16 protein-coding genes are annotated in these 21,741 nt (G+C 69.7%); 9 read left to right on the forward strand and 7 right to left on the reverse strand.

What is annotated here, in order from left to right:
* Nucleotides 1-12 precede the first annotated feature (12 nt).
* Nucleotides 13-444 carry a peptidase inhibitor family I36 protein gene (locus tag ACWF7A_RS30330; RefSeq protein ID WP_452253912.1) on the forward strand — a complete coding sequence of 144 codons (432 nt, stop codon included), beginning with the start codon at nucleotides 13-15 and terminating at the stop codon, nucleotides 442-444.
* A gap of 54 nt (nucleotides 445-498) precedes the next feature.
* On the opposite strand, the gene ACWF7A_RS30335 is transcribed toward ACWF7A_RS30330, so the two are convergent.
* Nucleotides 499-3,204 (reverse strand): sensor domain-containing protein, encoded by a 2,706-nt coding sequence (locus tag ACWF7A_RS30335; RefSeq protein ID WP_452253913.1) that lies wholly within the window; start codon nucleotides 3,202-3,204, stop codon nucleotides 499-501.
* A gap of 254 nt (nucleotides 3,205-3,458) precedes the next feature.
* Between ACWF7A_RS30335 and ACWF7A_RS30340 the strand changes: the two genes are divergently transcribed.
* Nucleotides 3,459-4,604, forward strand: a complete 1,146-nt coding sequence (locus ACWF7A_RS30340) for a beta-ketoacyl synthase N-terminal-like domain-containing protein (RefSeq protein WP_452253914.1) — start codon at nucleotides 3,459-3,461, stop codon at nucleotides 4,602-4,604.
* Between the two features lie 7 nt (nucleotides 4,605-4,611).
* Here the strand turns inward: ACWF7A_RS30340 and ACWF7A_RS30345 are convergent, their stop codons facing one another.
* From ACWF7A_RS30345 to ACWF7A_RS30355, 3 genes are read right to left on the reverse strand one after another with little or no spacing between them, the layout of a single operon-like run.
* Complete coding sequence (locus ACWF7A_RS30345; RefSeq protein WP_452253915.1) at nucleotides 4,612-6,594, reverse strand: sigma-70 family RNA polymerase sigma factor; 1,983 nt, start codon at nucleotides 6,592-6,594, stop codon at nucleotides 4,612-4,614.
* Nucleotides 6,591-7,367, reverse strand: coding sequence for a trypsin-like peptidase domain-containing protein (locus ACWF7A_RS30350; protein WP_452253916.1), 777 nt, complete (start codon nucleotides 7,365-7,367; stop codon nucleotides 6,591-6,593). The genes ACWF7A_RS30345 and ACWF7A_RS30350 overlap by 4 nt, the downstream gene beginning before the upstream one ends.
* Before the next feature lie 7 nt (nucleotides 7,368-7,374).
* Nucleotides 7,375-7,689, reverse strand: coding sequence for a CU044_2847 family protein (locus tag ACWF7A_RS30355; protein ID WP_452253917.1), 315 nt, complete (start codon nucleotides 7,687-7,689; stop codon nucleotides 7,375-7,377).
* A gap of 179 nt (nucleotides 7,690-7,868) precedes the next feature.
* Between ACWF7A_RS30355 and ACWF7A_RS30360 the strand changes: the two genes are divergently transcribed.
* Nucleotides 7,869-8,672 (forward strand): hypothetical protein, encoded by an 804-nt coding sequence (locus ACWF7A_RS30360; protein WP_452253918.1) that lies wholly within the window; start codon nucleotides 7,869-7,871, stop codon nucleotides 8,670-8,672.
* 22 nt (nucleotides 8,673-8,694) lie between these two features.
* Here ACWF7A_RS30360 and ACWF7A_RS30365 read toward each other — a convergent pair whose 3' ends face one another.
* The 3 genes from ACWF7A_RS30365 to ACWF7A_RS30375 form a co-directional block, all read right to left on the reverse strand.
* Nucleotides 8,695-11,400, reverse strand: coding sequence for a GH92 family glycosyl hydrolase (locus ACWF7A_RS30365; RefSeq protein ID WP_452253919.1), 2,706 nt, complete (start codon nucleotides 11,398-11,400; stop codon nucleotides 8,695-8,697).
* A gap of 97 nt (nucleotides 11,401-11,497) precedes the next feature.
* The gene (locus ACWF7A_RS30370; RefSeq protein WP_452253920.1) at nucleotides 11,498-12,769 is read right to left on the reverse strand and encodes a hypothetical protein; all 1,272 of its coding nucleotides are present in this window, start codon (nucleotides 12,767-12,769) and stop codon (nucleotides 11,498-11,500) included.
* A gap of 140 nt (nucleotides 12,770-12,909) precedes the next feature.
* On the reverse strand, nucleotides 12,910-14,361 hold the full coding sequence (locus ACWF7A_RS30375) for a deoxyguanosinetriphosphate triphosphohydrolase family protein (RefSeq protein WP_452253921.1): 1,452 nt from the start codon (nucleotides 14,359-14,361) through the stop codon (nucleotides 12,910-12,912).
* A 190-nt stretch (nucleotides 14,362-14,551) separates the two neighbouring features.
* Here ACWF7A_RS30375 and ACWF7A_RS30380 point away from each other — a divergent pair, with 190 nt between their 5' ends.
* The 6 genes from ACWF7A_RS30380 to ACWF7A_RS30405 are packed head-to-tail and all read left to right on the forward strand — an operon-like array spanning nucleotide 14,552 to nucleotide 21,653.
* Complete coding sequence (locus ACWF7A_RS30380; RefSeq protein WP_452253922.1) at nucleotides 14,552-16,072, forward strand: sugar ABC transporter ATP-binding protein; 1,521 nt, start codon at nucleotides 14,552-14,554, stop codon at nucleotides 16,070-16,072.
* Nucleotides 16,069-17,094, forward strand: a complete 1,026-nt coding sequence (locus ACWF7A_RS30385) for an ABC transporter permease (RefSeq protein ID WP_452253923.1) — start codon at nucleotides 16,069-16,071, stop codon at nucleotides 17,092-17,094. Before ACWF7A_RS30380 ends, ACWF7A_RS30385 begins: the two co-directional genes overlap by 4 nt.
* A 44-nt stretch (nucleotides 17,095-17,138) precedes the next feature.
* Nucleotides 17,139-18,167, forward strand: coding sequence for a substrate-binding domain-containing protein (locus ACWF7A_RS30390; RefSeq protein ID WP_452253924.1), 1,029 nt, complete (start codon nucleotides 17,139-17,141; stop codon nucleotides 18,165-18,167).
* 19 nt (nucleotides 18,168-18,186) lie between these two features.
* Nucleotides 18,187-19,356 (forward strand): Gfo/Idh/MocA family protein, encoded by a 1,170-nt coding sequence (locus ACWF7A_RS30395; RefSeq protein WP_452253930.1) that lies wholly within the window; start codon nucleotides 18,187-18,189, stop codon nucleotides 19,354-19,356.
* Between the two features lie 27 nt (nucleotides 19,357-19,383).
* On the forward strand, nucleotides 19,384-20,391 hold the full coding sequence (locus tag ACWF7A_RS30400) for a sugar phosphate isomerase/epimerase family protein (protein WP_452253925.1): 1,008 nt from the start codon (nucleotides 19,384-19,386) through the stop codon (nucleotides 20,389-20,391).
* A 47-nt stretch (nucleotides 20,392-20,438) separates the two neighbouring features.
* Nucleotides 20,439-21,653: an ROK family protein gene (locus ACWF7A_RS30405; RefSeq protein WP_452253926.1), complete on the forward strand. Its 1,215-nt coding sequence runs from the start codon at nucleotides 20,439-20,441 to the stop codon at nucleotides 21,651-21,653.
* Nucleotides 21,654-21,741: the final 88 nt, after the last annotated feature.

Consider the following 21,741-nt stretch of genomic DNA (forward strand, 5'->3'; position numbering starts at 1 on the left):
AGGGGGATGACGATGTCCGGTGGAAAGAGGTCGATCAGCGCTGCGCTCGTGCTGGCCGCCGCTGTTCTGGGAAGCGTGTTCGTGGCACCGCAGGCCGCCACCGCGGCGGCCGCACCGGTCGCGCGCAACGGCAAGTGCGAGACGGGCGAGTTCTGCCTGTTCCCGATGTTCGACTGGCAGGGCTCGGTCTCGGACTTCGCCGTCTCGGTCCCGAACTACGGGACCACCCAGCCCACCTGCTTCGACTTCAAGGGGCCGGGCACGGGCCAGGGCAGGTGCGTGAAGAACGCCGCCCTCTCGGGATACAACCTGAGCAAGCGCACGGTCCGGCTGTACTACAACAGCGGTTACGGCGGCAGGTACATCGACTTCCCGCCGGACAACGGACTGGACGGCGGCCTGGGCCCGCTCGACGGGAACAACGCCTCGCACAAGTTCCTCTAGTCGCGGGACCGGCCGTCCAAGCGGGCGAGTCCGCCGAGCCGCTTCGGCGAGCCCTCACAGGTCGCCGGGCGGCATCGGCCGGCCCAGCAGGAACCCCTGCGCCTGGTCACATCCGAGGGCCCGCAGGATGTCCAGCTGCTCCACCTGCTCGACGCCCTCCGCGATCACCGTCATGTCGACCGCGTGGGCCATGGCGATGATGCTCGTGACGATCGCCTCCGCCTCGTCCGACCGCCCCAGCCCCATCGTGAAGGACCGGTCGATCTTGAGCGTGTCCAGCGGCAGGGTGAGCAGCTGCGCGAGTGACGAGTAGCCGGTGCCGAAGTCGTCGATCGCCAGCCGCACGCCCAGGTCGCGCAACGCGGCGAGGGTGCGGGCGGCCAGGGCCGGGTCGCGGGTCAGGGCGCTCTCGGTGATCTCCAGGCACAGCGAGCTGGGGTCCAGGTCCGCCTTGTGGGTGGCGTGCCGGACCGCGGACACGAGCCACGGGTCGTCGAGCTGGCGGGCCGACAGGTTCACCGTCAGCTCCAGACTGGGCGCCAGCTCGGCGATCTCGCGGGTCGCGGTGTGCAGCATGTGCGCACCGATGATGTTGATGAGATCGCTCTCCTCCGCGAGCGTGATGAACTCCGCCGGCGAGATCAGGCCGTAGCGCGGGTGCGTCCAGCGCAGCAGGCCCTCGACGGCGGTGCGCTCGTCCGTGCGGAGGTCGACGATCGGCTGGTAGGCGACCCAGAGCTGGTCCGCCAGCGGCGCCGAGCGGAGGTCCTGCTCCAGCTGCAGGCGGCGCTGGATGCGTTCGCGCAGCTCCACGTCGAAGAACGCGACACGGCCGCGGCCCCTGGTCTTCGCGTGGTACATCGCCACGTCGGCGTCGCGCAGCAGGTCGGCGCCGTCGCGGGGGTCGCCCGGCTCGGCGAGCACGATGCCGACGCTCGCGTCGACGTGCAGCTGCCGGCCGTCCACGGTGATCGGGCGGTTGAGCTCGGAGCGGACGTGGTCCGCGATCGCCTCCGCCTCGTCCGGGCTGGTCACGCCGTACGCGATGACGGTGAACTCGTCGCCGCCGAGCCTGCCCACGACGTCGCCGCGCCGCGAGCCGCGGCTGAGCCTCGACCCGACCACCCGCAGCACCTCGTCGCCGGTGCTGTGGCCGAGGGAGTCGTTGATGACCTTGAACTTGTCGAGGTCGATGAACAGCACCGCGGTGAGCCCGGACCGGTGGGCGCGCGCGGCCGGGCTGAGCCGGTTGATCGTCACCGTGCGGTTGCACAGGCCGGTCAACGCGTCGTGCGTCGCCTCGTGCTCCAGCTGGCTGTCGATCATGCGGCGCTCGGTGATGTCGGTGAACGAGATGACCGTCGCCGAGGGCGTCACCCCGTCCTGGGTCAGCGCGCGGGCGCTGAGCGACAGCCACACGTGGGTGCCGTCGGGCCGCAACGATCGCAGGATCCGGCCGTGCTGCGCCCTGCCGGTGGCGCGGGTGATGGCCGACGCGTACTGGTCCTGCGGGACCGGCTGGCCGGACTCGTCGTACAGCTCCGCCAGGGACGCCGGCTGGCCGATCACCTCCTGCGCGCGCACGCCGAGGATCCGTTCGGCCGCGGGGTTGACGGACTCCACCAGCCCGGTGGGGCCGACGACCAGCACGCCCTCCTCGATGGCCGCGACCACCGACGTGAAGTGGTGCTCAGCGCGGCGGCGCGCGGTCTCGTCCGCGCAGATCAGCACGTAGCCTGCGTCCATCCGGGCGACCGACACCCGCACCGCCAGCGTCGCGCCGTCCGAGCGCCGGTGCACGGCGTGGACCACACCGCCCGCGTCCAGCACCTCCATCGGGTCGAGCGGTGCTCCCACCACCTCGCCGATGGGCTGCCCGATCGCCTCGGCCGCACGACGGCCGTAGACGTTCTCGGCGCTGCGGTTCCAGCTCGTGACGACGCCGTCGGAGGTGGTCGCGATGAGCGCGTCGCTGACGTGCGCGGCGAGCGCGGCCTGGTAGCGCAGGGCCGCCGCGGCCGCCTTCTGCTCGGTGACGTCCCGCATGATCACCTGGAACGCCGGCCTGCCCTCCCAGGTCGTGCGCACCGACACCGACTCGATGTCGGTGGTGCCGCCGTCGAACCGGACCAGCACGGCGTCCGCGGGGTCGCTCGTCGCGCCCGGCTCGGTCAGCTTCGAGATCCGCTGCAGCATGTCGGTCTGGGAGTCCGGGTGCACGAAGTCGGTGATCGGCCGCCCGAGCAGGTCGGACTCGGACCTCGCCCGCACGAACTGGACCGCCGCCGGGTTCGCGTACACGAGCAGACCGGCCTCGTGCACCACGATCGCCTCGGGCGCCAGGTCGACCAGCAGCCGGTAGCGGTCGGCCAGGTCCGCGAGCTCCTGCTGCTGGCTGTGCCGCCGGGTCACGTCGGCGACGACCCCGACCAGGGCCCGCGCGGAGTCGTGGGTCGAGACGCGGGCGCGGAACTGCAGCCAGCGCGTGCCCAGCTGCGTCTCGAGCGGTTGTTCCAGCTCGAAGTCCTGCCACGCCGCCGTCTCGACGGCCACGATCAGCGGCGCGGCCAGCTCGCCCAGCCGGGCCCGCACCGCGTCCTCGTCGGCGCCGGGCACGCCGATGATCGCGTCGAGCCCCGGCATCCAGCCGAGCCGGCCGGTGCCGAGGTCGAGCCACCAGACGACGGCGGCGCCGACCGAGAGCGCGAGCTCGACCAGCAGTTCCTGGTCGAACCCCGCGTCGCCGATCAGGCCGCTCACGTCTCGGCCCCCAGATCCGGGTGTTGGCACTGTGAAGTCCTACTACACACTCGACCAGAGCCGCATCCGTCTGGCGTGAACATGGTGAGCCGTTATATCCGGTCGCTCCGATCGCCCGATGATCAGGGTTCGCTTCTCACTGTCCACTGTGGACGCACAGGTGTCGTTCCGCAAGACGGTTTACACCGTTATCCTTTCGGGTGACGAGGTGTCGGCCCTCGGTGTGGGGGAGCTGGATTATGGTCGCGCGAAGTATGGGTATCTGCGGAATCGGCGTGGTCAGCGCGTACGGGTGGAACCGCCGGTCGCTCTGGGAGGGACTGACGAGCGGCGAACCCGCCGCGTCGATCGTCCCGGAACTGGGCCGTTTCCCCGGTGACACGGTCTGGGCGGCGTACGTCGCCGAGGGTGGTGATCCGGTCGACGGGCCGAGCCGGTTCGCGCGTGCCATGCGGGCCGCGGCCAGGGAGGCCATCGAGGACGCGGGCGCGCGGGGCTGGCGTCCCGGCCGGAGAGTCGGCCTGCTGCACGCCGTCGTGCTGGGCGAGGTGGACCTCTGGCGCGACTTCTACGTCACGCGCGGTGGCCAGTTACCCGTGCACGACTACCTCGCCTTAATGCCTTCCACTCCGATGTCGACGTTCATGCAGGAATACGGTTTCCACGGCCCGGCGATGAACGTGTCGGCCATGTGCGCCTCCGGCAACGCCGGACTGATCACGGCGAAAGCGTGGCTGGACGCGGGAATCGTCGACGACGTGGTGTTCGTCGCCACCGATCTCTCCCTCACCCCCGAGAACGTCTCCCACTTCGTCCGGCTGGGAGTCGCGATCGTGGACGCCGAGCCGCTCGACGCGTGCCGCCCGTTCCAGCAGGGCAGCAGGGGTTTCGTGATGGGCGAGGCGTCCGTCGCGTTCGTCCTCTCCCGCAACGCCACGAACCCGTACGCCCTCACGCTCGGCGGCGCGATGTCCCACGACGCGTACCACGTGACGTCCATCGACCCGCGGCTCGACCAGGTCACCGCGTGCTTCACCGACGCCCTGGACAACGCCGGGGTGAGCGCGGCCGACGTGCGCTACCTCAACGCGCACGGACCGGGAACGGCCCAATGCGACACCGCCGAGGCCGCCGTGCTGGAGCAGCTTTTCGGTCCGGAGACCGGGATTTTTTCCGTGAAGCCGTTGACCGGCCACTGCCAGGGGGCGGCGTCGGCCATCGAGGTGGCGGTGACCGCGATGGGGTACGACACCGGGATGATCCCGGCGCCACCTGTCGTCGCGCCCGGGCATCCGTTGCTGCTGGACGGACCGACTCGGATGCGGGACGGGTTGACGATCAAGTCGTCGCTGGGGATGGGCGGGCACAACTCGGTGGTGGTGCTCGCGCCACCGGCCTGAGCTGCGGTCAGTCACCTTCCAGCGTTGATCTCAGGTTCCGCAAGACTCTGTCAAGCCGCCGGGCGACGCTTCTGGTGGGTATGTCGAGGACGTTGCCGATCTCCGCGAGGCTCATGTCCTCGACGTAGCGGAGCGAGAGAACGACGAGGTCTCTTTCGGAGAGCCTTGTGATCGACCGGGCCAGCTGTTGCCTTCTCGATCGCTCCTCCGCTATCTGCTCGGGGTCACCGGCCAGATCCTCGGACGCCGCCAAGTGATTCAGCAGACTCGCCCTGAGTTCGCTCAGATCCGCTCTGAGCGGCGTCCCGGACGCTGGACTGTCCAGGTCTTCCATCACCGTTTCGACGGTGCGCGCCCAGAGTGAGACCAAGCCGAAAACGCCGCGAGCCTCCATGATCGCGTTCCGGATGTGCTGCCGGGCGTACACCTCGAATTGGAGGCCTCCGTGCGCGGCGTTGAAAGTCTCGACCGCCTCCACCAGACCCAGAACCCCGGATTTGGCGACGTCGAGCGGGTTCGCGTGCGCGAGCACGCCGTGTCTCAGAAGTTTGATCTCTGCCACCACGAGGGGCGTGTAGTGCGACACGAGCTCGCTCTGGGAGTGCTTGCTGCGGGTGGTGGCGTACCTGTGCCACACCGAGGCGACCGCCGGATCGATGTCGGGCGGATTTGCCTGGTCCAGCAGAGCGCTGGCGTGGTCGAAGGAGACGTACTCGTCGTCGAACAAGGCGTTTGTCGCCACGCGCCGCATCGTCCGGAGCACCCCATCTCCGCGATCTTCTTCCTGCTCACGCCACTGCCGGCACAGGTTCAACTCGTGCTGCAGCACACGGGTGGTGGCGTGCGTCGAGCCCAGGACCACTTTCGCGCGCTCACAAGCGGTTTCGAGAACTCCGAGTGCGTCGACCTCCGCTTCCCCGGCCCGAGCCAGCTCGAACGACGCGGTCGCGAAGTTGGCGTACGCGGCCATCGCATGGGGGTGGTTCTCGCCGAGGTGCAGCGATGCGTTCTCGGCTGCTTCCCGCATCGCCGCCAACGCGGGCAACGCCGCCTTCACGGACTTCGCGAGCCGGGCATGTTCGAACAACGCCGAAGCAAGGGTTCCCGCGGCGACCAGAGCCAACGGATGGCTTGGTCCCATCACCTCCGTGATCTGGCGGGCGGTCGCGGAGAGCGGCGCGAGCGCACGGCTCGTCTCCGAGGGCAGGCGGGAGGAGCGGGCCAGGGTGAAATCGGCTGTGGCGAGGTTGAGCCGGACAGCCAAGGTGTCCGGGTGATCGGCTCCGAGTGCGGCGGCGATCCGTTGCCGGAAGAGTTCCAGTCGCTCTACCAGTACCTCCGCGCGATCCGTCGCGCCTTGGCGCATCGCGTTGGTGAACCGGGCCGCAACAGTCGCCGCAGAGGCCACGAGTGCGGTTGGCGCTCCCGAACCGGTCGTCGCACGGTAGGCGATCTCTGCTTCGCAAAGATGGGTGACGGAGATCAGCATCTGCTCGCGGCTCGCACGAAGTTGCGCGTCGGCGGTGTGGAGCGTCGCCGTGATCATCGAGATGGTGGCGTCGGAATCTCCTGAACGTTCGATCAAGGAGAGCCATCGGCGCGCTGCCGTGACGTCGCCGCTGGCGAATGCGACGGAGGCGAGGTTCACACGGATCACGTCGATCCACTGCGAACCGGTGCGGCCGGCGTCGATGTGCGCGTCGTCCAGGATGGCGCGGGCTGCTTCGTGCTCCCCGCCGTTTGCCGCCAGCACACCCAGTTGGTTGCGCAGCCTGATCGACTCGTCCGACTCGATGTCCAGCACGCCCAGCGCGAGCGCCAGCAGTCGTTCGGCGACGTTCCTCTGTTGTCTCGCGACGATGCTGACGAAGAGGTCCAGGTTGACCTCGATCAACGACGACGTGACGTTCCCCGCGAAGAGAGCGCTTTCACGTTCCGGGCTCCACCCGTGTTCCGCCAGCGCCTCCAAAGGCTCCCAGCCGGTGCTCACGCCGACCCTCGCGGGATGAACTCCTCGACCACGCTCCGGGCGACCTCGAGCCGGATCATGCTCACCTCGCTGGGACCCAGCAGGCCTCGCGCCAGCCAGTCGGCGGCGTGTTCCAGGGTCGAGGTGAGATGGTCGAGTTCTTTCCGGGGCGGAGGCGGTGAGGTGGCCGTCCTGGAAGTGACCTGGTCGAAGTAGTCGTCGAACGCTTCGAGCGCCTCGCGCATGGTCACGGCGAAGAGCACGTTCGTCGCGCCCAGGTCGCGGTCGTGGCGGTTGCCGTACTGCTCCTGCAGAACGCCGGCGAGCGCGGGCTCCGGACCCGTGCGTTCGACGGCGCTGCCGGAGTACCCCTTGTAGCTGCCCAGCGTCACGTCAGTGCGCAGTTGCAGCGCCTCCAACTGAGCGCCGCCCTCGCAGTCATATTTCACGCTCGGCTCGTCGACGGCGCCGTGGAGGTGCGGGTCGGACGGCGTCGGCCGGTTCGGGGTGCGCCAGCGGTCGCCCTTGGCGCACACCTGGGTGGTCGGCGGGCGCACCACCGGCCTTCCGACCAGCCTGATCAGGGCGAGGTCGACGTCCACTCGCCGTTCGCACACCTGGCCGGGCGTCTCGGTGCCGTCGGCGTGCACCAGCACCACGTCGTTCTCGGACTCGCGCAGGGGCCGCAGGCAGTGGTCGGCGGTCATCACGTAGCGGCGGGTGACGTAGAAACCGGCGCCGAGCACCCCTCCGTCGGTGAGGCGCAGCTCGACCCAGTAGTCCGTCGGGTTCATGGTGCGGTCAGACGCGCTCGATGGTCATCGTCACCTCGAGCGACGCCTCGCCCGACGCCTTCGTGATGATGACGCCCGCCTCCGCGGACACGGTGAGGCCGAACGTCGCCTCGACGCTGGACACCCGCCAGCCGTCCTTCTCCTCCGCCGACGCCATCGACGAGCGCACGATGTCCGCGGCCGTCGCTATACCCGCCTCGATCTCGGCCCTGCGCTCCTGCAGGGCCGACGCGGTGCGCTCGGTGTTCGAGATCTGCCGTCCGCCACGGCTGTCGAACCGCACGGTCTCGATCCGGACCACCGGTTCGGAGAATTCACTCATGCTGCCAGTGTCGAGCATTGTCGACGAGGCGTTACCCATTTTCTCCGAAGCGTGACTATTCCACTTGTTCATGAAATAACGAGAAAAACAATGCATTTCGAGAGCAGGGGACGGGCCGGGGTATTGCGGTGTGCCGCAATGGGTGTCGCCCGAGCCGCCGGGTCCCTACCGTCGGCCGGATGTGGAAGCTGACAACGGCGGTGCTGACGATGCTGGCCGTGGTGCTCCCCGCGCCGAACGCGGCGGCGGCCGAACGGTTCTGGGAGCTCCAGCTGAATCTCTGCAACAGCGGGATAGCGGGCTGCTACCAGCAGGGACGGTCGGTTCCGGAGGCCGCGGACCTGATCGTCCGCCTGAAGCCGAACCTCGTGACGGTCAACGAGATCTGCCGCGACGACGTGCCGGACCGCCTGGCTCCGGCGCTGGCGACGGCCTGGCCGGGGGACAGGACCTACCAGTTCTTCGCCCCCGCGCTGCGCAAGGACACGGGCGCGCCGGTGAAGTGCACCAACGGTCAGGACTACGGCAACGCCGTGATCGGCCGGGTGTCGGCGGCGAGCTATCAGGGCGTGAAGACGTGGACCGCGAAATACGCCGATCAGGACAGCGGTAACGAACAACGCACCTATGCGTGCGTGTACGCGATCGGTGACCATCTGGGGTGCACGACGCATCTGTCGGCCTCCAGCGAGCCCGTCGCGCTCGCCCAGTGCCGGTCCCTGCTGTTCGGCGTGATCCCGCAGATCAGGGCCGCGGAGGGCTTCAGCGGGAAGACCGTCGTCGGCGGTGACCTCAACCTGGAGTACGACACCTCCGACCCGGAGAACGCCCAGAACTGCGTGCCGCCCGGCCACGTCCGCAAGGGCGACAACAGCGTGCAGCACGTGGTGTTCTCGAACGACATCGCGTTCGTCAGCACCCAGAAGTACAGCCTGCGCTACACAGACCACCCCGGCTTCCTGGTCCGCCTGACCAAGCCCTGAGGCCCGGTCAGGCGGAGGTCGGCTAGTAGACCTCGAACTCGTAGATCCGCGCGGCGGTGTTTCCGTTGTTGGTGGGCGTGGTGACGTTCAGCTTCACGTACCGCGCCTGCCGCTGGGTGAACGTGTGGTGCGAGCGGCTCGCCCTCACCGACGACACGTTCGCGACCGTGGTCCAGTTCGTGCCGTCGACCGAGGTCTGGACGGTGTAGGCGCCGGTGTTCAGCCCGGTGCTCTCCCCGCCCAGGCCGGCGTGCTTCAGCACGACCGAGCTGACGTTCTGCGTCGAACCCAGGTCCACCTGGAGGAACTTCGTCCCGGTGGCCAGCGAGCACCACTTGCCGGACAGGCTGCCGTCGAACGCCTTGGCGGCGGCCTCGGCGGCGTTGCAGGGCGTCGAGGCCGTGGCCGGTTTGCCCAGCGCGAGGTTCGCACCCAAAGCCGGAGCCGGAGCAGGGGGAGTGAAGCCGTCGTTGTAGGACGGCGGCACGTCCGCCGCGTTCGTCCCCCACGCGCTGGGCGACGACCCCATGCCGAAGTTCAGCGTCGCGTTGCCGGAGATGTCCCCGTAGCGCAACCAGGTCCGGTTCGTGGCGACGCCGTTGCGGTTGAAGCTCTGCACGTACTGCGCGTTCGGTCCCGCGCCGGTGCCGTTGATCTGCAGCACGCCCGACGGCCTGGTGATCGTGATGGACGGGAACAGCGGCCCGTGCAACGCGAGCACGTCCGCACCCGGCGTGGGCGGGTACAGGCCCATCGCGGACCAGACGTACCAGGCCGAGGTGGCGCCGAGGTCGTCGTTGCCGGGCAGCCCGCCGGCGGCCGTCGTGAACGACTCCGTCATCACCCGGCGCACCGCCGCGCTCGTGCCCTGCGGGTGGGCGGCGTAGTGGTAGGCCCACGGCACGCCGTGCTCCGGCTCGTTGCCGATGTAGAAGTACGGCTGGCTCAGTCCTCCGTTGAGCTGCGTGAAGTGGTGGTCGAGGCGCTGCACCGCGGTCTTGGGGCCGCCCATCAGGTTGATCAGGCTGCCGAAGTTGTACGGCACCATCCACGTGTACTGCGACGCGTTGCCCTCGGTGTAGCCGCTGGGGCTCGCCGGGGTGACGGGCCACGCCCAGGAGCTGTCGGCGTTGCGCTTCTGCACGTAGCCGGACTCGGGGTTGTAGACGTTGGCCCACCACTGGGCGCGGGTCATGTAGGTGTTGTACTTCGCCGTGTCGCCGACGGCGCGGGCGAACTGGGCGACGGCGAAGTCGGAGGCCGAGTACTCGAGCGAGTCCGACGGGTCCTCGGTGATGAAGTGCCTGCTGAGGTACGCGGACTGCCGGCCGCGGATCGCCTGGCCCTGCGTGGTGCCGCCGTTGGAGCTCTTGTCCATCAACGCCAGCGCGGCGGCCGTGTCGAAACCGCGCACCCCGAACGCGTACATGCTGGACACGACGATCGGCCCGGGGTCTCCGTTCATCACGAAGATCTCCTGGCTGTTGTGCGACCACTTCGGCAGCAGCCCGCCCTGCTGTCCGTCGAGGACCATCGACTTGGCGATGTCACTGGACTCCGCTGGTGCGAGCAGGGCGATCAGCGAGGCCCACGAGCGGTAGATGTCCCAGCCGGAGTAGTTCTGGTAGACGGTGTGCGACTCGGTCCGGACGGTCTGGTCGAAGCCCCGGTACTGGCCGTTGACGTCGCTGGCGATGTTGGGGTTCTGGAACACGTGGTAGAGCGCTGTGTAGAACTTCTGCAGGTCGGTGGCGGAACCGCCGGTCGCCTGCACGCGGTTCAGCACGTCGTTCCACGCGGTGTCGGCCGCGGTCCGGACTCCGGCGAGGTCGAACCCGGCGTTCTCGGCGGCGAGGTTCGCCTGAGCGCCCGCGACGCTGACGTACGAGACGCCGACCTTGAGCTGCACCACGGGGTTCGAGGAGGTGTCGAACGTGAGGTAGCCGCCGGAGTTCACGCCGCTGGTGCTCGCGGACCCGGCGCTCACCGTGCCGCCGAGCCACGTGCCGAAGCCGGTCGGCGCGCGGTCGAACTGGATGGCGTAGAAGAGCTGGTAGGTCTTCGACGAGCCGCAGAAGCCACCACCGGTGAACACCCCGGTGAGCTGGCTGCCGTTGATCGCGATCGACCCGTTGCGGTTGCCCGTGGCGCTGCGGCTGCTGTTGACCAGCACCCTCGCCGAGGTGGTGTTCGGGTAGGTGAGCTTCATGAACCCGGTGCGCTTGGTCGCCGAGAGCTCGACGCCGGTGCCGTGGTTGTCGAGCCGGTTCTTGTAGTAGCCGGGCGCGGCCGACTCGTTGGCCTTCGTGTACGTGCCCGCGTAGCCGGTCCAGTTCGTGCCGGGGGAGGTGGCGAGGTCGCCGGTGACCGGGAGGATGCCGAGGTCCTCGTTGTTGGGGCAGCCCGCGCCGTTGAAGTGGGTGAGGCTGAACTCCTGGATGCTCGTGTCGCTGTAGCGGTAGCCGGACGGCGACGCGGTCGGCGTGTCCGGGCTGAACTGCACCATGCCGAACGGCACGGTGGCGCCGGGGAAGGTGCTGCCGCCCGCGCCGCCCGGGACGGGGTTGGGGGAGTTGCTGTTGTCGGTGCCGATGAACGGGTTCACGTGCTGGGTGAGTGCGGCGAGCGGTGCGGCCGTCGCGGGGGTGGCGGTGACGAGGCCTGCGAGCAGGCCGGCGACCACCAGGGGGACGGAGCGTCTGGCGCGTCGGTGCAGGGAGCCGAGCATGGACCTTCCTCTCTTGACGTGATGACAACGTTGTCGTCGCCTACGGAGGTGTGCGGGCGCTCGGAGGAGGGTCCGAGCGCCCGTCGTCGGTGCGTGATCAGCAGGTGGGGAAGAACGCCCTGGTGCCGCCGGTGGCCTGCCGGTCGCTGAACCGGCAGCCGAACCGCGGGTCGTCGGTCCGCCGCACGTCGTCCCCGGCCGGTCGCTTGCCCCGGTCCACCCACGTTGTCAGGTCGCGCCACGCGGTCCCGACCTCGGCGGGGGAGAACTCGCAGTGGTCGACCGTGCGGATGGCGCGCTGCACGATCCGGTCGGTGCGGCCGAACCGGGCGGCGTCGTCGCGGTAGTCCTGCTCCATCGAGAACGGCACGAACAGGTCGCCGATCCCGTGCAGCGACACGACGGGCGCGGTCGGGAAGCCCTGCACGGCGGGGATCTCCGTCAACGCCCAGGTGTTGCGCGCCCGGGGGTTCGCGGCCTTGACGCGCTGCACGGTCGCGTTGACGTCCACCGGCGAGTTCGGCCGGTAGCGCGTCGTGATGTTCGTGGCGATCTGCAGCGGGTTCTCCGCGAGGCCGGTGGCGGCCGAGTTCGTGACCAGACCGAACAGGAAGTCCTGCCAGTAGGCGTAGGCCGCGTCGGTGCCGGGCCGCGCGCCGCCGGACAGGGTGGCGACGAGGGCCTTGAACTGGTCGTCGCGACCGGCCAGCGCCTGCTTGATCTTCGGCACCACGACCGTGGCGTAGTCCGCCGGCAGGGGATAGGCCTTGATGCCGGTCAGCGTCTGCGCGACGAGGTGGTAGCTCAGGAAGTAGTCGAACAGCTCGTGGTCACCGAGCACACCGCACATCGGCAACGCGCCCGCGTAGAACCCCGGGTACTGCTCCAGTGAGCGGGCGATGACGTGCCCGCCCATCGACACACCGGCGAGGAACACCTTCGACGGCCGCTGCACCTTGCGCCCGAACAACGTCGCGAGCTCACGGGTGGTCGTGACGCCGGCCCGCACGTCGTAGGCGTTGCTGTAGTAGGACGACGCGGCCCAGGCGTACCCCTCGTCGAGCCAGCGCTGGCGAAGGCCGAACGGCGGCGCGTCGACCGTGAGGACCTTGCCGTCGCCGCGGTAGCCGTGCGCCCACAGCGCCAGCCGCCCGTTCCAGCGAGGCGGTACCTCGATGATGTAACCCGCGTGGCTGTGCACGCCCTGGATCACCCTCGTCGGCTTGCCGCCGACCGTGGCGGGGGCGAGGGGCGGGTTGACGATCGTGTAGCCGGGCAACGGCTGGTCGCCGCCGCCGGTGGCTGCCGCGGGGTGCGCGGCGACGGTCACGAGGAGGAACGACAACGCGACGGTGAGCAGTCGTCTCATGACCGGGACGCTACTAGCGGCGGGGCGTGGGCGACAGGACGCCGTTCGGCCGCACGGTCATCGAGCACAGTGGCTTCAGTGTTGACCGAAATCAATCTCGGTGCGGTCGTCGGCTGAAGTGCCGCCACGGCGACAGCGCTTCAGAGGAAGAGGTCCATGGCGGACGCCGCCGGTCGCGACCCCGACAGCTTGTAGTAGAGCGCGTAGCACTGGCCGTCGGTGAGCGTGCAGAGGTAGTCGAGGATGCACCGGTTCGGCGCGCCCCGATCGGAGTACAGCGTGATGTCGTCGCGCAGCCTGCGCGGAAGGCGCTTGAAGTCCGCCTTCGAGTTCTTCCACCGCAGGAGGTACTTGACGAGCTCGCGCAGGATCCGCTGCTGGCCTCGTTGCAGCAGGGCGATGTCCGGCCGCTTGATGACGAAGTTCTTCGTGATCTCCTTGAGGAGCTGGACCTCGTGCCACGCGTCCGCCCGCAGCGCGATGTACGGGCCGTGCCGCCAGAAGACGTCCTCGCCGATGTCGACGCTGTTGATGTACTTGCCGATCAGCTTCGACCCGGCTGAGCGGGCCCGTCCGACCGTCAGCAGGCCGCCGTCGTTCTTCGCGGAGAACGACGCCTTGAGCTCCTCCTTGACGACCTTGACCGCCCTGGCGAAGAGCTCCTCGCTGAAGTAGTCCGGGTAGTCGATCCGAAGGCGGTCCTGGAGCTTGGCGAGCAGCCCGTCGTCCTCGTCGGCGCGCAGCTCGTCCAGCACCGCGCGGACGTCCAGGATGCCGGCCAGGTAGAAGTCCTCCAGGTCGTGGATCGCATAGGTGATGTCGTCCGCGACGTCCATGATGGACGCTTCGAGTGACTGGGTGTCGGGGAGGAAGTCCTCGATGTCCCTGATGAACTCGCTCGCCTGGACGAATGCGCGCTTCTCCGACCGGTAGACGCTGAACTTGCGCCACCGCCTGCGGTAGTCGGCGTCGGTCTTCAGCTTGTCGCGGTGGTCGTCCTTGAGCGTGGGATCGCGCTGCCACGGGTACTTGGCGATCGCGACGAGCGTGGCGCAGGTCAGGTTGAGGCCGTCGTAATCGTTGCTGCGTGTCTCGCCGAGCAGCACGGTGCGGAAGGTCTGGGCGTTGCCCTCGAAACCGTCCGGCAGCCGCAGCATCCCGCGCGCCACCTTGTCGAGCGTGATCTCGCCGATGTGCCCGAACGGCGGGTGGCCGAGGTCGTGGGCGAGCGCGGCGGCCTCGACCACGTCCGCGTCGACGCCGCCGAGCCGGACGATGTGCCCGTGCGCCGACTGGTCGTGCAGGAGACGCTCGGCGATGCTGCGCGCCACCTGGGCGACCTTTTCGGAATGCGTGAGTCTGTTGTGCATCAAGGCCATGTCCTCGAACGGCGTCACCACCTGGGTGACACCGCCCAGCCGTCGCCAGGCGACCGAGTAGAGGATCCGGTCCCGGTCGCGGCGCGCCTCGGAGCGCGTGTCCTGGATGCCCCTGGCGAGCCGTGGCTCGACGAGTCGGGCGCCGCGGCGCTCGTCTCCGCTGGTCAGCCGGACCAGCTCGCTTTCGAGGCGGCTTCCGTGGTCCTTGGTCATGGCCCATGGTGTGGTGCGGCGGTCGAACGATTGTCGACCAGTTGTGGATGCTCCGGTCAAGGGGCAAGTTGGCGTTTATGTGCCACCCCGGCGGTCTTGTCGGGCACGGGGCGTCTCATTAGCGTCATTCGGTAGTAAGGCCGCATTCCTTTCTGGCACAACGGTTGCCGGAGCCCCGGAGGACTCAATGGTGAGCTCGCCCGCGCGTGAGAACGCGCTGCTGTCGGTCGAGGGCGTGGTGAAGCGGTTCCCGGGCGTCACGGCCCTGGGCGGTGTGGACTTCGACGTCCGCGCGGGTGAGGTGCACTGCCTGCTCGGGCAGAACGGCGCCGGCAAGTCCACGCTGATCAAGGTCCTGGCCGGTGCGCACCGCCCCGACGAGGGCGTGATCCGGTGGCGCGGCGAGGTCGTCGAGTTCGGCAACCCCACCGCCGCCATGCGCAGTGGTGTCGCCGCCATCTACCAGGAGCTCGACCTGGTCGCCGGGTTGTCGGTGTCCGACAACGTCTTCCTCGGCCACGAACTGTCCACCGCGGGCTTCAGCAGGCGGGCCGAGGCGCGCCGCCGGACCCGTGCGCTGCTCGACCGGCTGGGGCACCGCGACATCTCGCCCGACCGCGACGTCGGCCGGTTGTCGGTGGCGCACCAGCAGATCGTCAGCATGGCGCGGGCGCTGTCGCTCGACGGGCAGCTGCTGATCATGGACGAGCCTTCGGCCGTGCTGGACCCGGACGAGGTGCGGGTCCTGTTCGGGATCATCAGGGAGCTCACCGCCCAGGGGGTGGCGGTGATCTACATCTCGCACCGGCTGGCGGAGATCAGGGAGATCGGCGACCGGGTGACCGTCCTCAAGGACGGCCGCACGGTCGCGACGGGTCTGCCCGCCCGTGAGGTCAAGACCTCGGAGCTGATCGCGTTGATGACCGGCCGCGTGCTGGACAACGTGTATCCGCAACGCTCTCCGGTCGATCCGGCTGCTCCCGAGGTGTTGGTGGTCCGCGGACTGGCCGACGGCGACCGCTTCGCCGGCGTGGACCTCACCGTCCACGCCGGTGAGGTGGTCGGGCTCGCCGGCCTCGTCGGTTCGGGACGGTCGGAGATCCTCGAAACCGTCTACGGCGCGCGGAAAGCGGCCGAGGGCACCGTCGAGGTCGACGGCAGGGTGTTGCGGCGGGGGAGTGTCGGCGCGGCCGTGCGCGCGGGGATGGGGTTGTGCCCGGAGGAGCGCAAGAGCCAGGGGCTGCTGCTCGACCAGGCCGTCTACCGCAACATCACCGTCTCCTCCATGTCCGCGTTCGCGAAGTTCGGGTTCCTCGACGACCGCGCCGAACGTGCCCGCTCCACCAAGCTCACCGAGGCGCTGGACGTGCGTCCGGCCGGGGTGGACCGGGTGGTGCGCGGCCTGTCCGGCGGCAACCAGCAGAAGGTCGTGCTCGCGCGGTGGTTGCTGCGCGAGTGCCGGGTGCTGCTGCTGGACGAACCCACCCGCGGCGTGGACGTGGGCGCCCGCAGCGAGATCTACGAACTGATCCGGCAGCTGGCGGACTCCGGCGTCGCCGTGGTCGTCGTGTCGAGCGACGTCGAGGAGGTCCTCGGCCTGGCCGACCGGGTCCTGGTGGTGCGCGAGGGCCGGGTGGTCCACGACGGCCCCGCCGACGAGATCGACGAGTCCCGGGTCCTCGACCTGGTCATGGAAGGACACGCCGCATGAGCGAGGACACCGCCTTGTCCGCGCAGAAGAGCGCTCCGGTCGCGAAGAAGGAGTCGAGCCTCTCGGCGCTGCTCGGCTCCTCGGCCGGGCGCAACACCGGTCTCGTGGTCGCCCTGGTCCTGTTGTGCCTGGGCGGGGTGATCACCGCCGGCGACCGGTTCGCCGACGTCGACAACCTGCTCACCATCCTCCGGCTCGCCGCCGTGATCGGCGTCGTCAGCATCGGCATGACGTTCGTGATCACCGGCGGCGGGATCGACCTGTCCGTCGGCGCGATCGTCGCGCTGTCCTCGGTGTGGGCCACGACCCTCGCCACCCAAGGCATCGCGAACAACACGCACTGGATCGTCATGGTGTTCACCGCGTTGCTGGTGGGCGGGGCGTGCGGGCTCGTCAACGGCGCGCTCATCGCCTACGGCCGGGTCGTGGCGTTCATCGCGACCCTGGCGAGCCTCGCCGCCGCACGAGGGCTCGCCGAGATCATCTCCAACCGCAAGACCCAGATCGTCAACGTGCCGGGCTTCGCCGCGTTCTTCGACGCGTCGGTGCTGGGCGTGCCGGTGCTCGTCGTGATCTTCGCGCTGGTCGCGGTCGGCGGCTGGGTGCTGCTCAACCGCACCACGTTCGGGCGCCGCACGTTCGCCGTCGGCGGCAACCCCGAGGCGGCCCGGCTCGCCGGTATCGACGTGCGCCGCCACACCGTGATGCTCTACTCGCTGCTCGGCCTGTGCTGCGGTCTCGCCGCCGTCATGCTCATCGCCCGCACCACGACCGGCAGCGCCACGCACGGCGGTCTCTACGAGCTCGACGCGATCGCCGCGGTCGTCATCGGCGGCACGCTGCTGTCCGGTGGGCGCGGCACGATCGCCGGCACCGTCTTCGGCGTCCTGATCTTCACGACGCTGTCGAACGTCTTCACCCTCAACAACCTCTCCATCTCCGCCCAGGCCGTCGCGAAGGGCGCGATCATCGTGGTCGCCGTCCTCCTCCAGCAGCGGCTTGCCCGACGCAGCGGCGCTTGACGCCGCCACCACGACCGCTGCCACCTGAGGGAGACCAGAAACCCATGCAGATCAAGAGAATCGCGCTTCTCGCCGCCGCGTCGGCGCTCGTGCTCACCGCGTGCACGGGCAACACGCCCGAGCCGCAGGGCGGGGGCAACCAGGGCGGCGGTGTGAAGGTCGCCAACGACGAGCCGGGCAAGAAGGTCGTCATCGGCTTCTCCGCACCGGCCGCCGACCACGGCTGGATGGCCGCGATCACCGACGCCGCGAAGAAGGAGGCCGGCAAGTACTCCGACGTCGAGCTCCGCGTCGTCGAGGGCACCAACGACCCCAACCTCCAGATCAGCCAGGTCGAGACGTTCATCAACGACAAGGTGGACGCGATCGTCCTGCTGCCGTTCGACGGCGCGGCGCTCACCCCGGTGGCGCTCAAGGCCATGAAGGCCGGCATCACCGTGATCAACGTCGACCGCCAGTTCGACAGCCCGTTCGCCGCGCGCTCCACGGTGCTGGGCGACAACTACGGCATGGGCGTCTCGGCGGGCACGTACGTCTGCGAGCGGCTCAAGGGAAAGACCGACGCCGTGGTCGCGGAGATCGCCGGCATCGACTCGCTGCCGCTGACCCAGGACCGCAGCAAGGGCTTCGCGGACGCGCTCGCGTCGTGCAGCCTCAAGGTCAGCAACCGCGTCGCGGCCGAGTTCACCGTGGAGAGCGGGGAGAAGGCCGCCGCGAACCTGCTGCAGGCCGCGCGCAAGATCGACGCCATCTGGAACCACGACGACGACCAGGGCGTCGGCGTCACCGCCGCGATCAAGAACTCCGGCCGCAACGAGTTCTTCATGGTCGGCGGCGCGGGCTCGGCGAACGTGATGCGCGAGATCAAGGCGGACAACGGCCCGCACAAGGCGACCGTCATCTACCCCTCCACCCAGGGCGCGGACGGCATCCGGCTCGCCCGGCTCGCGGTGCAGGGCAAGGCCCTCGGCGACCTCGTCGAGGTCGAGGTCCCGCGCGAGGTCCAGCTGTACGCCCCGGTCGTGACGAAGGACAACGTCGACCGCTACCTGCCGACCGCCTTCGAGTCCTGAGAACAACCGAGAGGACCGCATTGTGACGACGCCGGAGCTGGGCATCGCGCTGATCGGCCACGCCTTCATGGGAGCCGCCCACTCCCAGGCGTGGCGGGTCGCGCCGCGCTTCTTCGACCTGCCGGTGCGGCCGGTGATGTCGGTGCTGGCAGGCCGTGACGCCGACCGCACGCAGGCCGCCGCCGAACGCCTGGGCTGGGCGGAGGCCGTGACCGACTGGAAGGCCGTGCTGGACCGCGACGACGTGCACGTGGTGGACATCTGCACACCGGGTGACACCCACGCCGAGATCGCGGTCGCCGCCCTGGACGCGGGCAAGCACGTGCTGTGCGAGAAGCCGATGGCCAACACCGTCGCCGAGGCCGTGGCGATGGCGGAGGCCGCGGCGCGGGCGGCGGAACGCGGCGTGCGGGCGATGGTCGGGTTCAGCTACCGGCGCGTGCCCGCTCTGGGACTGGCCCGGGATCTGGTCGCGCAGGGCAGGCTCGGGCGGATCCACCACGTCCGGGCCCAGTACCTGCAGGACTGGATCGTCGACCCGGCCGCGCCGCTGTCGTGGCGCCTCGACAAGGACAAGGCCGGGTCGGGCGCGCTGGGCGACATCGGCGCGCACATCGTGGACGCCACCCAGTTCATCCTCGGCGACACGATCAGCGAGGTGATGGGGACGCTGGTGACGTTCGTGCCGGAGCGTCCCCTCGCCTCCTCGCACTCCGGTCTGGCCGGTACCGCCGCCACCGGCCAGACCGGTCCCGTCACCGTTGACGACGCCGCGCTGTTCCTGGCGCGGTTCGGCGGCGGGGCGCTCGGCTCGTTCGAGGCCACGCGGTTCGCCAACGGCCGCAAGAACGCGCTGCGCATCGAGATCAACGGCTCGGCGGGCAGCCTGGCCTTCGACTTCGAGGACATGAACGTCCTGCAGTTCTTCGACGGCACGGAGGACTCGTCCGTCGCGGGGTTCCGGCGGATCATGGTCACCGAGCCGGAGCACCCGTACGTGGGTGCCTGGTGGCCTGCCGGGCACGGGCTGGGCTACGAGCACGCGTTCACGCACCAGGCCGTCGACTTCGTGCGGGCCGTGGCGCAGGGCACGGACCCGGCGCCGTCGTTCGCCGACGGGCTCCAGGTGCAGCGCGTCCTCGCCGCCGTCGAGGACAGCGCGTCGTCCCGCACGTGGCAGCAGGTCTGAGCAGCAGGTTCGAGGAGGAGACCGGAGATGGCACGTCCGATCACGTTGTTCACCGGCCAGTGGGCCGACCTGCCGTTCGAGGAGGTCTGCCGGCTCGCGTCGGGCTGGGGCTACGACGGCCTGGAGATCGCCTGCTGGGGTGACCACCTCGACCCGTGGCGTGCGGCGGAGGACGACGACTACGTCGCGGACCGGCTCGCGATCCTCGCCAAGCACGACCTGAAGGTGTGGACGATCTCCAACCACCTCACCGGTCAGGCCGTGTGCGACGACCCGATCGACGAGCGGCACCAGGGCATCCTGTCCGCCCGCAACTGGGGTGACGGGGACCCCGAGGGCGTGCGGCAGCGGGCGGCGGAGGAGATGAAGGCGACGGCGCGGGCCGCGGCGAAGCTCGGCGTCGACACCGTCGTCGGGTTCACCGGCTCGTCGATCTGGAAGACCGTGGCGATGTTCCCGCCGGCGCCCCAGTCGATGATCGACGCGGGCTACCAGGACTTCGCCGACCGCTGGAACCCGATCCTCGACGTGTTCGACGAGGTCGGCGTCCGGTTCGCGCACGAGGTCCACCCGTCGGAGATCGCCTACGACTACTGGACGACCGTGCGCGCGCTGGAGGCGATCGGGCACCGGCCCGCGTTCGGCCTCAACTGGGACCCGTCGCACTTCGTCTGGCAGGACCTGGACCCGGTCGGGTTCCTGTGGGACTTCCGCGACCGGATCTACCACGTCGACTGCAAGGACGCCCGGCGTCAGGTCGGCAACGGGCGCAACGGCCGGATGGGCTCGCACCTCGCGTGGGCCGACCCTCGGCGTGGCTGGGACTTCGTGTCCACCGGACGCGGTGACGTGCCGTGGGAGCAGTCGTTCCGGATGCTCAACACGATCGGCTACGCCGGTCCGATCAGCGTCGAGTGGGAGGACGCGGGCATGGACCGGCTGATCGGGGCTCCCGAGGCGCTGGAGTTCATCCGCCGCAACGCGTTCGACCCGCCGTCGGCCTCGTTCGACGCCGCGTTCAGCTCCGGCGGCTGACGTACGGCCTGCGCACTGCCTTCTGGTTCCGATGTGACAATTGTTCGATGGAGAGCACCTTGGGTGTCGAGGCGGGTTCGCCTGCAGCAGTGCTGCGCATGTTGATGGACGGCAGCCCGCGCACCCGAGCGGAGATCGTGGCCGCGACCGGCCTCGCCCGGTCGACGGTCCGCGCGAGGCTCGATCTCCTGGTGGCCGCGGGCCTCGTGAGCGACAGCGGCACGGGGGAGTCCACGGGCGGGCGCCCGGCGGGCCGGTTCGGCTTCAACCCGACCGCCCACCTGGTGCTCGCGGCCGAGGTGGGCGCCACCCACGCCACCGTCGCGATCTCCGACCTGTCCTGCGGTCTGCTCGCGGTCGAGCAGGTGGAGATCGACGTGGCCGACGGCCCGGCGGCGATCCTGCCGTTGCTGGTCGCGACGTGGCGGTCGTTGCTGAGGACCGTCGGCCCGGCGGAGATCGCGGGGGTCGGCATCGGCCTGCCGGGCCCGGTCGAGCACTCCACGGGCCGCCCGAACAACCCGCCGATCATGCCCGGCTGGGACGGGTACGACGTCCCGGCGGCGATCACGGCGGAGTTCGGCGTGCCGGTCCTCGTGGACAACGAGGTCAACCTCATGGCCCTGGGCGAGCACACGGCGTCGCACCCGGACGTGGCGCACATGATCGTGGTGAAGGCGGCGACCGGCATCGGCGCGGGCCTGATCAGCAACGGCGTTCTGCACCGCGGTGCGGCGGGCGCGGCGGGCGACCTCGGGCACATCCGCGTGCCCGACGGCGGCTCGGCGCTCTGCCGCTGCGGCAACACCGAGTGCCTCGAAGCCGTCGCCGCCGGTCCCGCGCTGGCGGCGAAGCTCCGCGGCCTGGGCCACCCCGCGCACTCGACGGCCGACGTCGTCAACCTCGTGCGCGCCGGCAACCTCGAGGCGGGCCGGGTCGTGCGGCAGGCGGGCCGGGACATCGGCGAGGTGCTCGCGGGCTGCGTGAGCATGTTCAACCCGTCGCTCGTGGTCATCGGCGGCCTGCTGGCCGAGGCGGGCGAGATGCTGCTGGCGGGCGTGCGCGAGTCGATCTACCGCCGTTCGCTGCCGCTGGCCACGGAGAACCTCCGCATCGTCGCTTCGAGCGCCGGGGTGACCGCCGGTGCCCTGGGAGCGGCGGCGATGGTGGTGCGGCACGTGCTGTCGCCGGAGGTGCTCGACGCGCGGCTGGGCGAGGTCGCCGCCGCGGCCGAGATGCAGCTGTCCTCGCAGGCGACCTAGAGGTGGGGGGGGGTGGTGAGGGTGAGAGTGCGGGTGGCGTATCAGAGCACCCAGGAAACAACAGAAAACCAATAAACCAAAGGAGACA

Source organism: Lentzea sp. NPDC055074 (assembly GCF_053608005.1).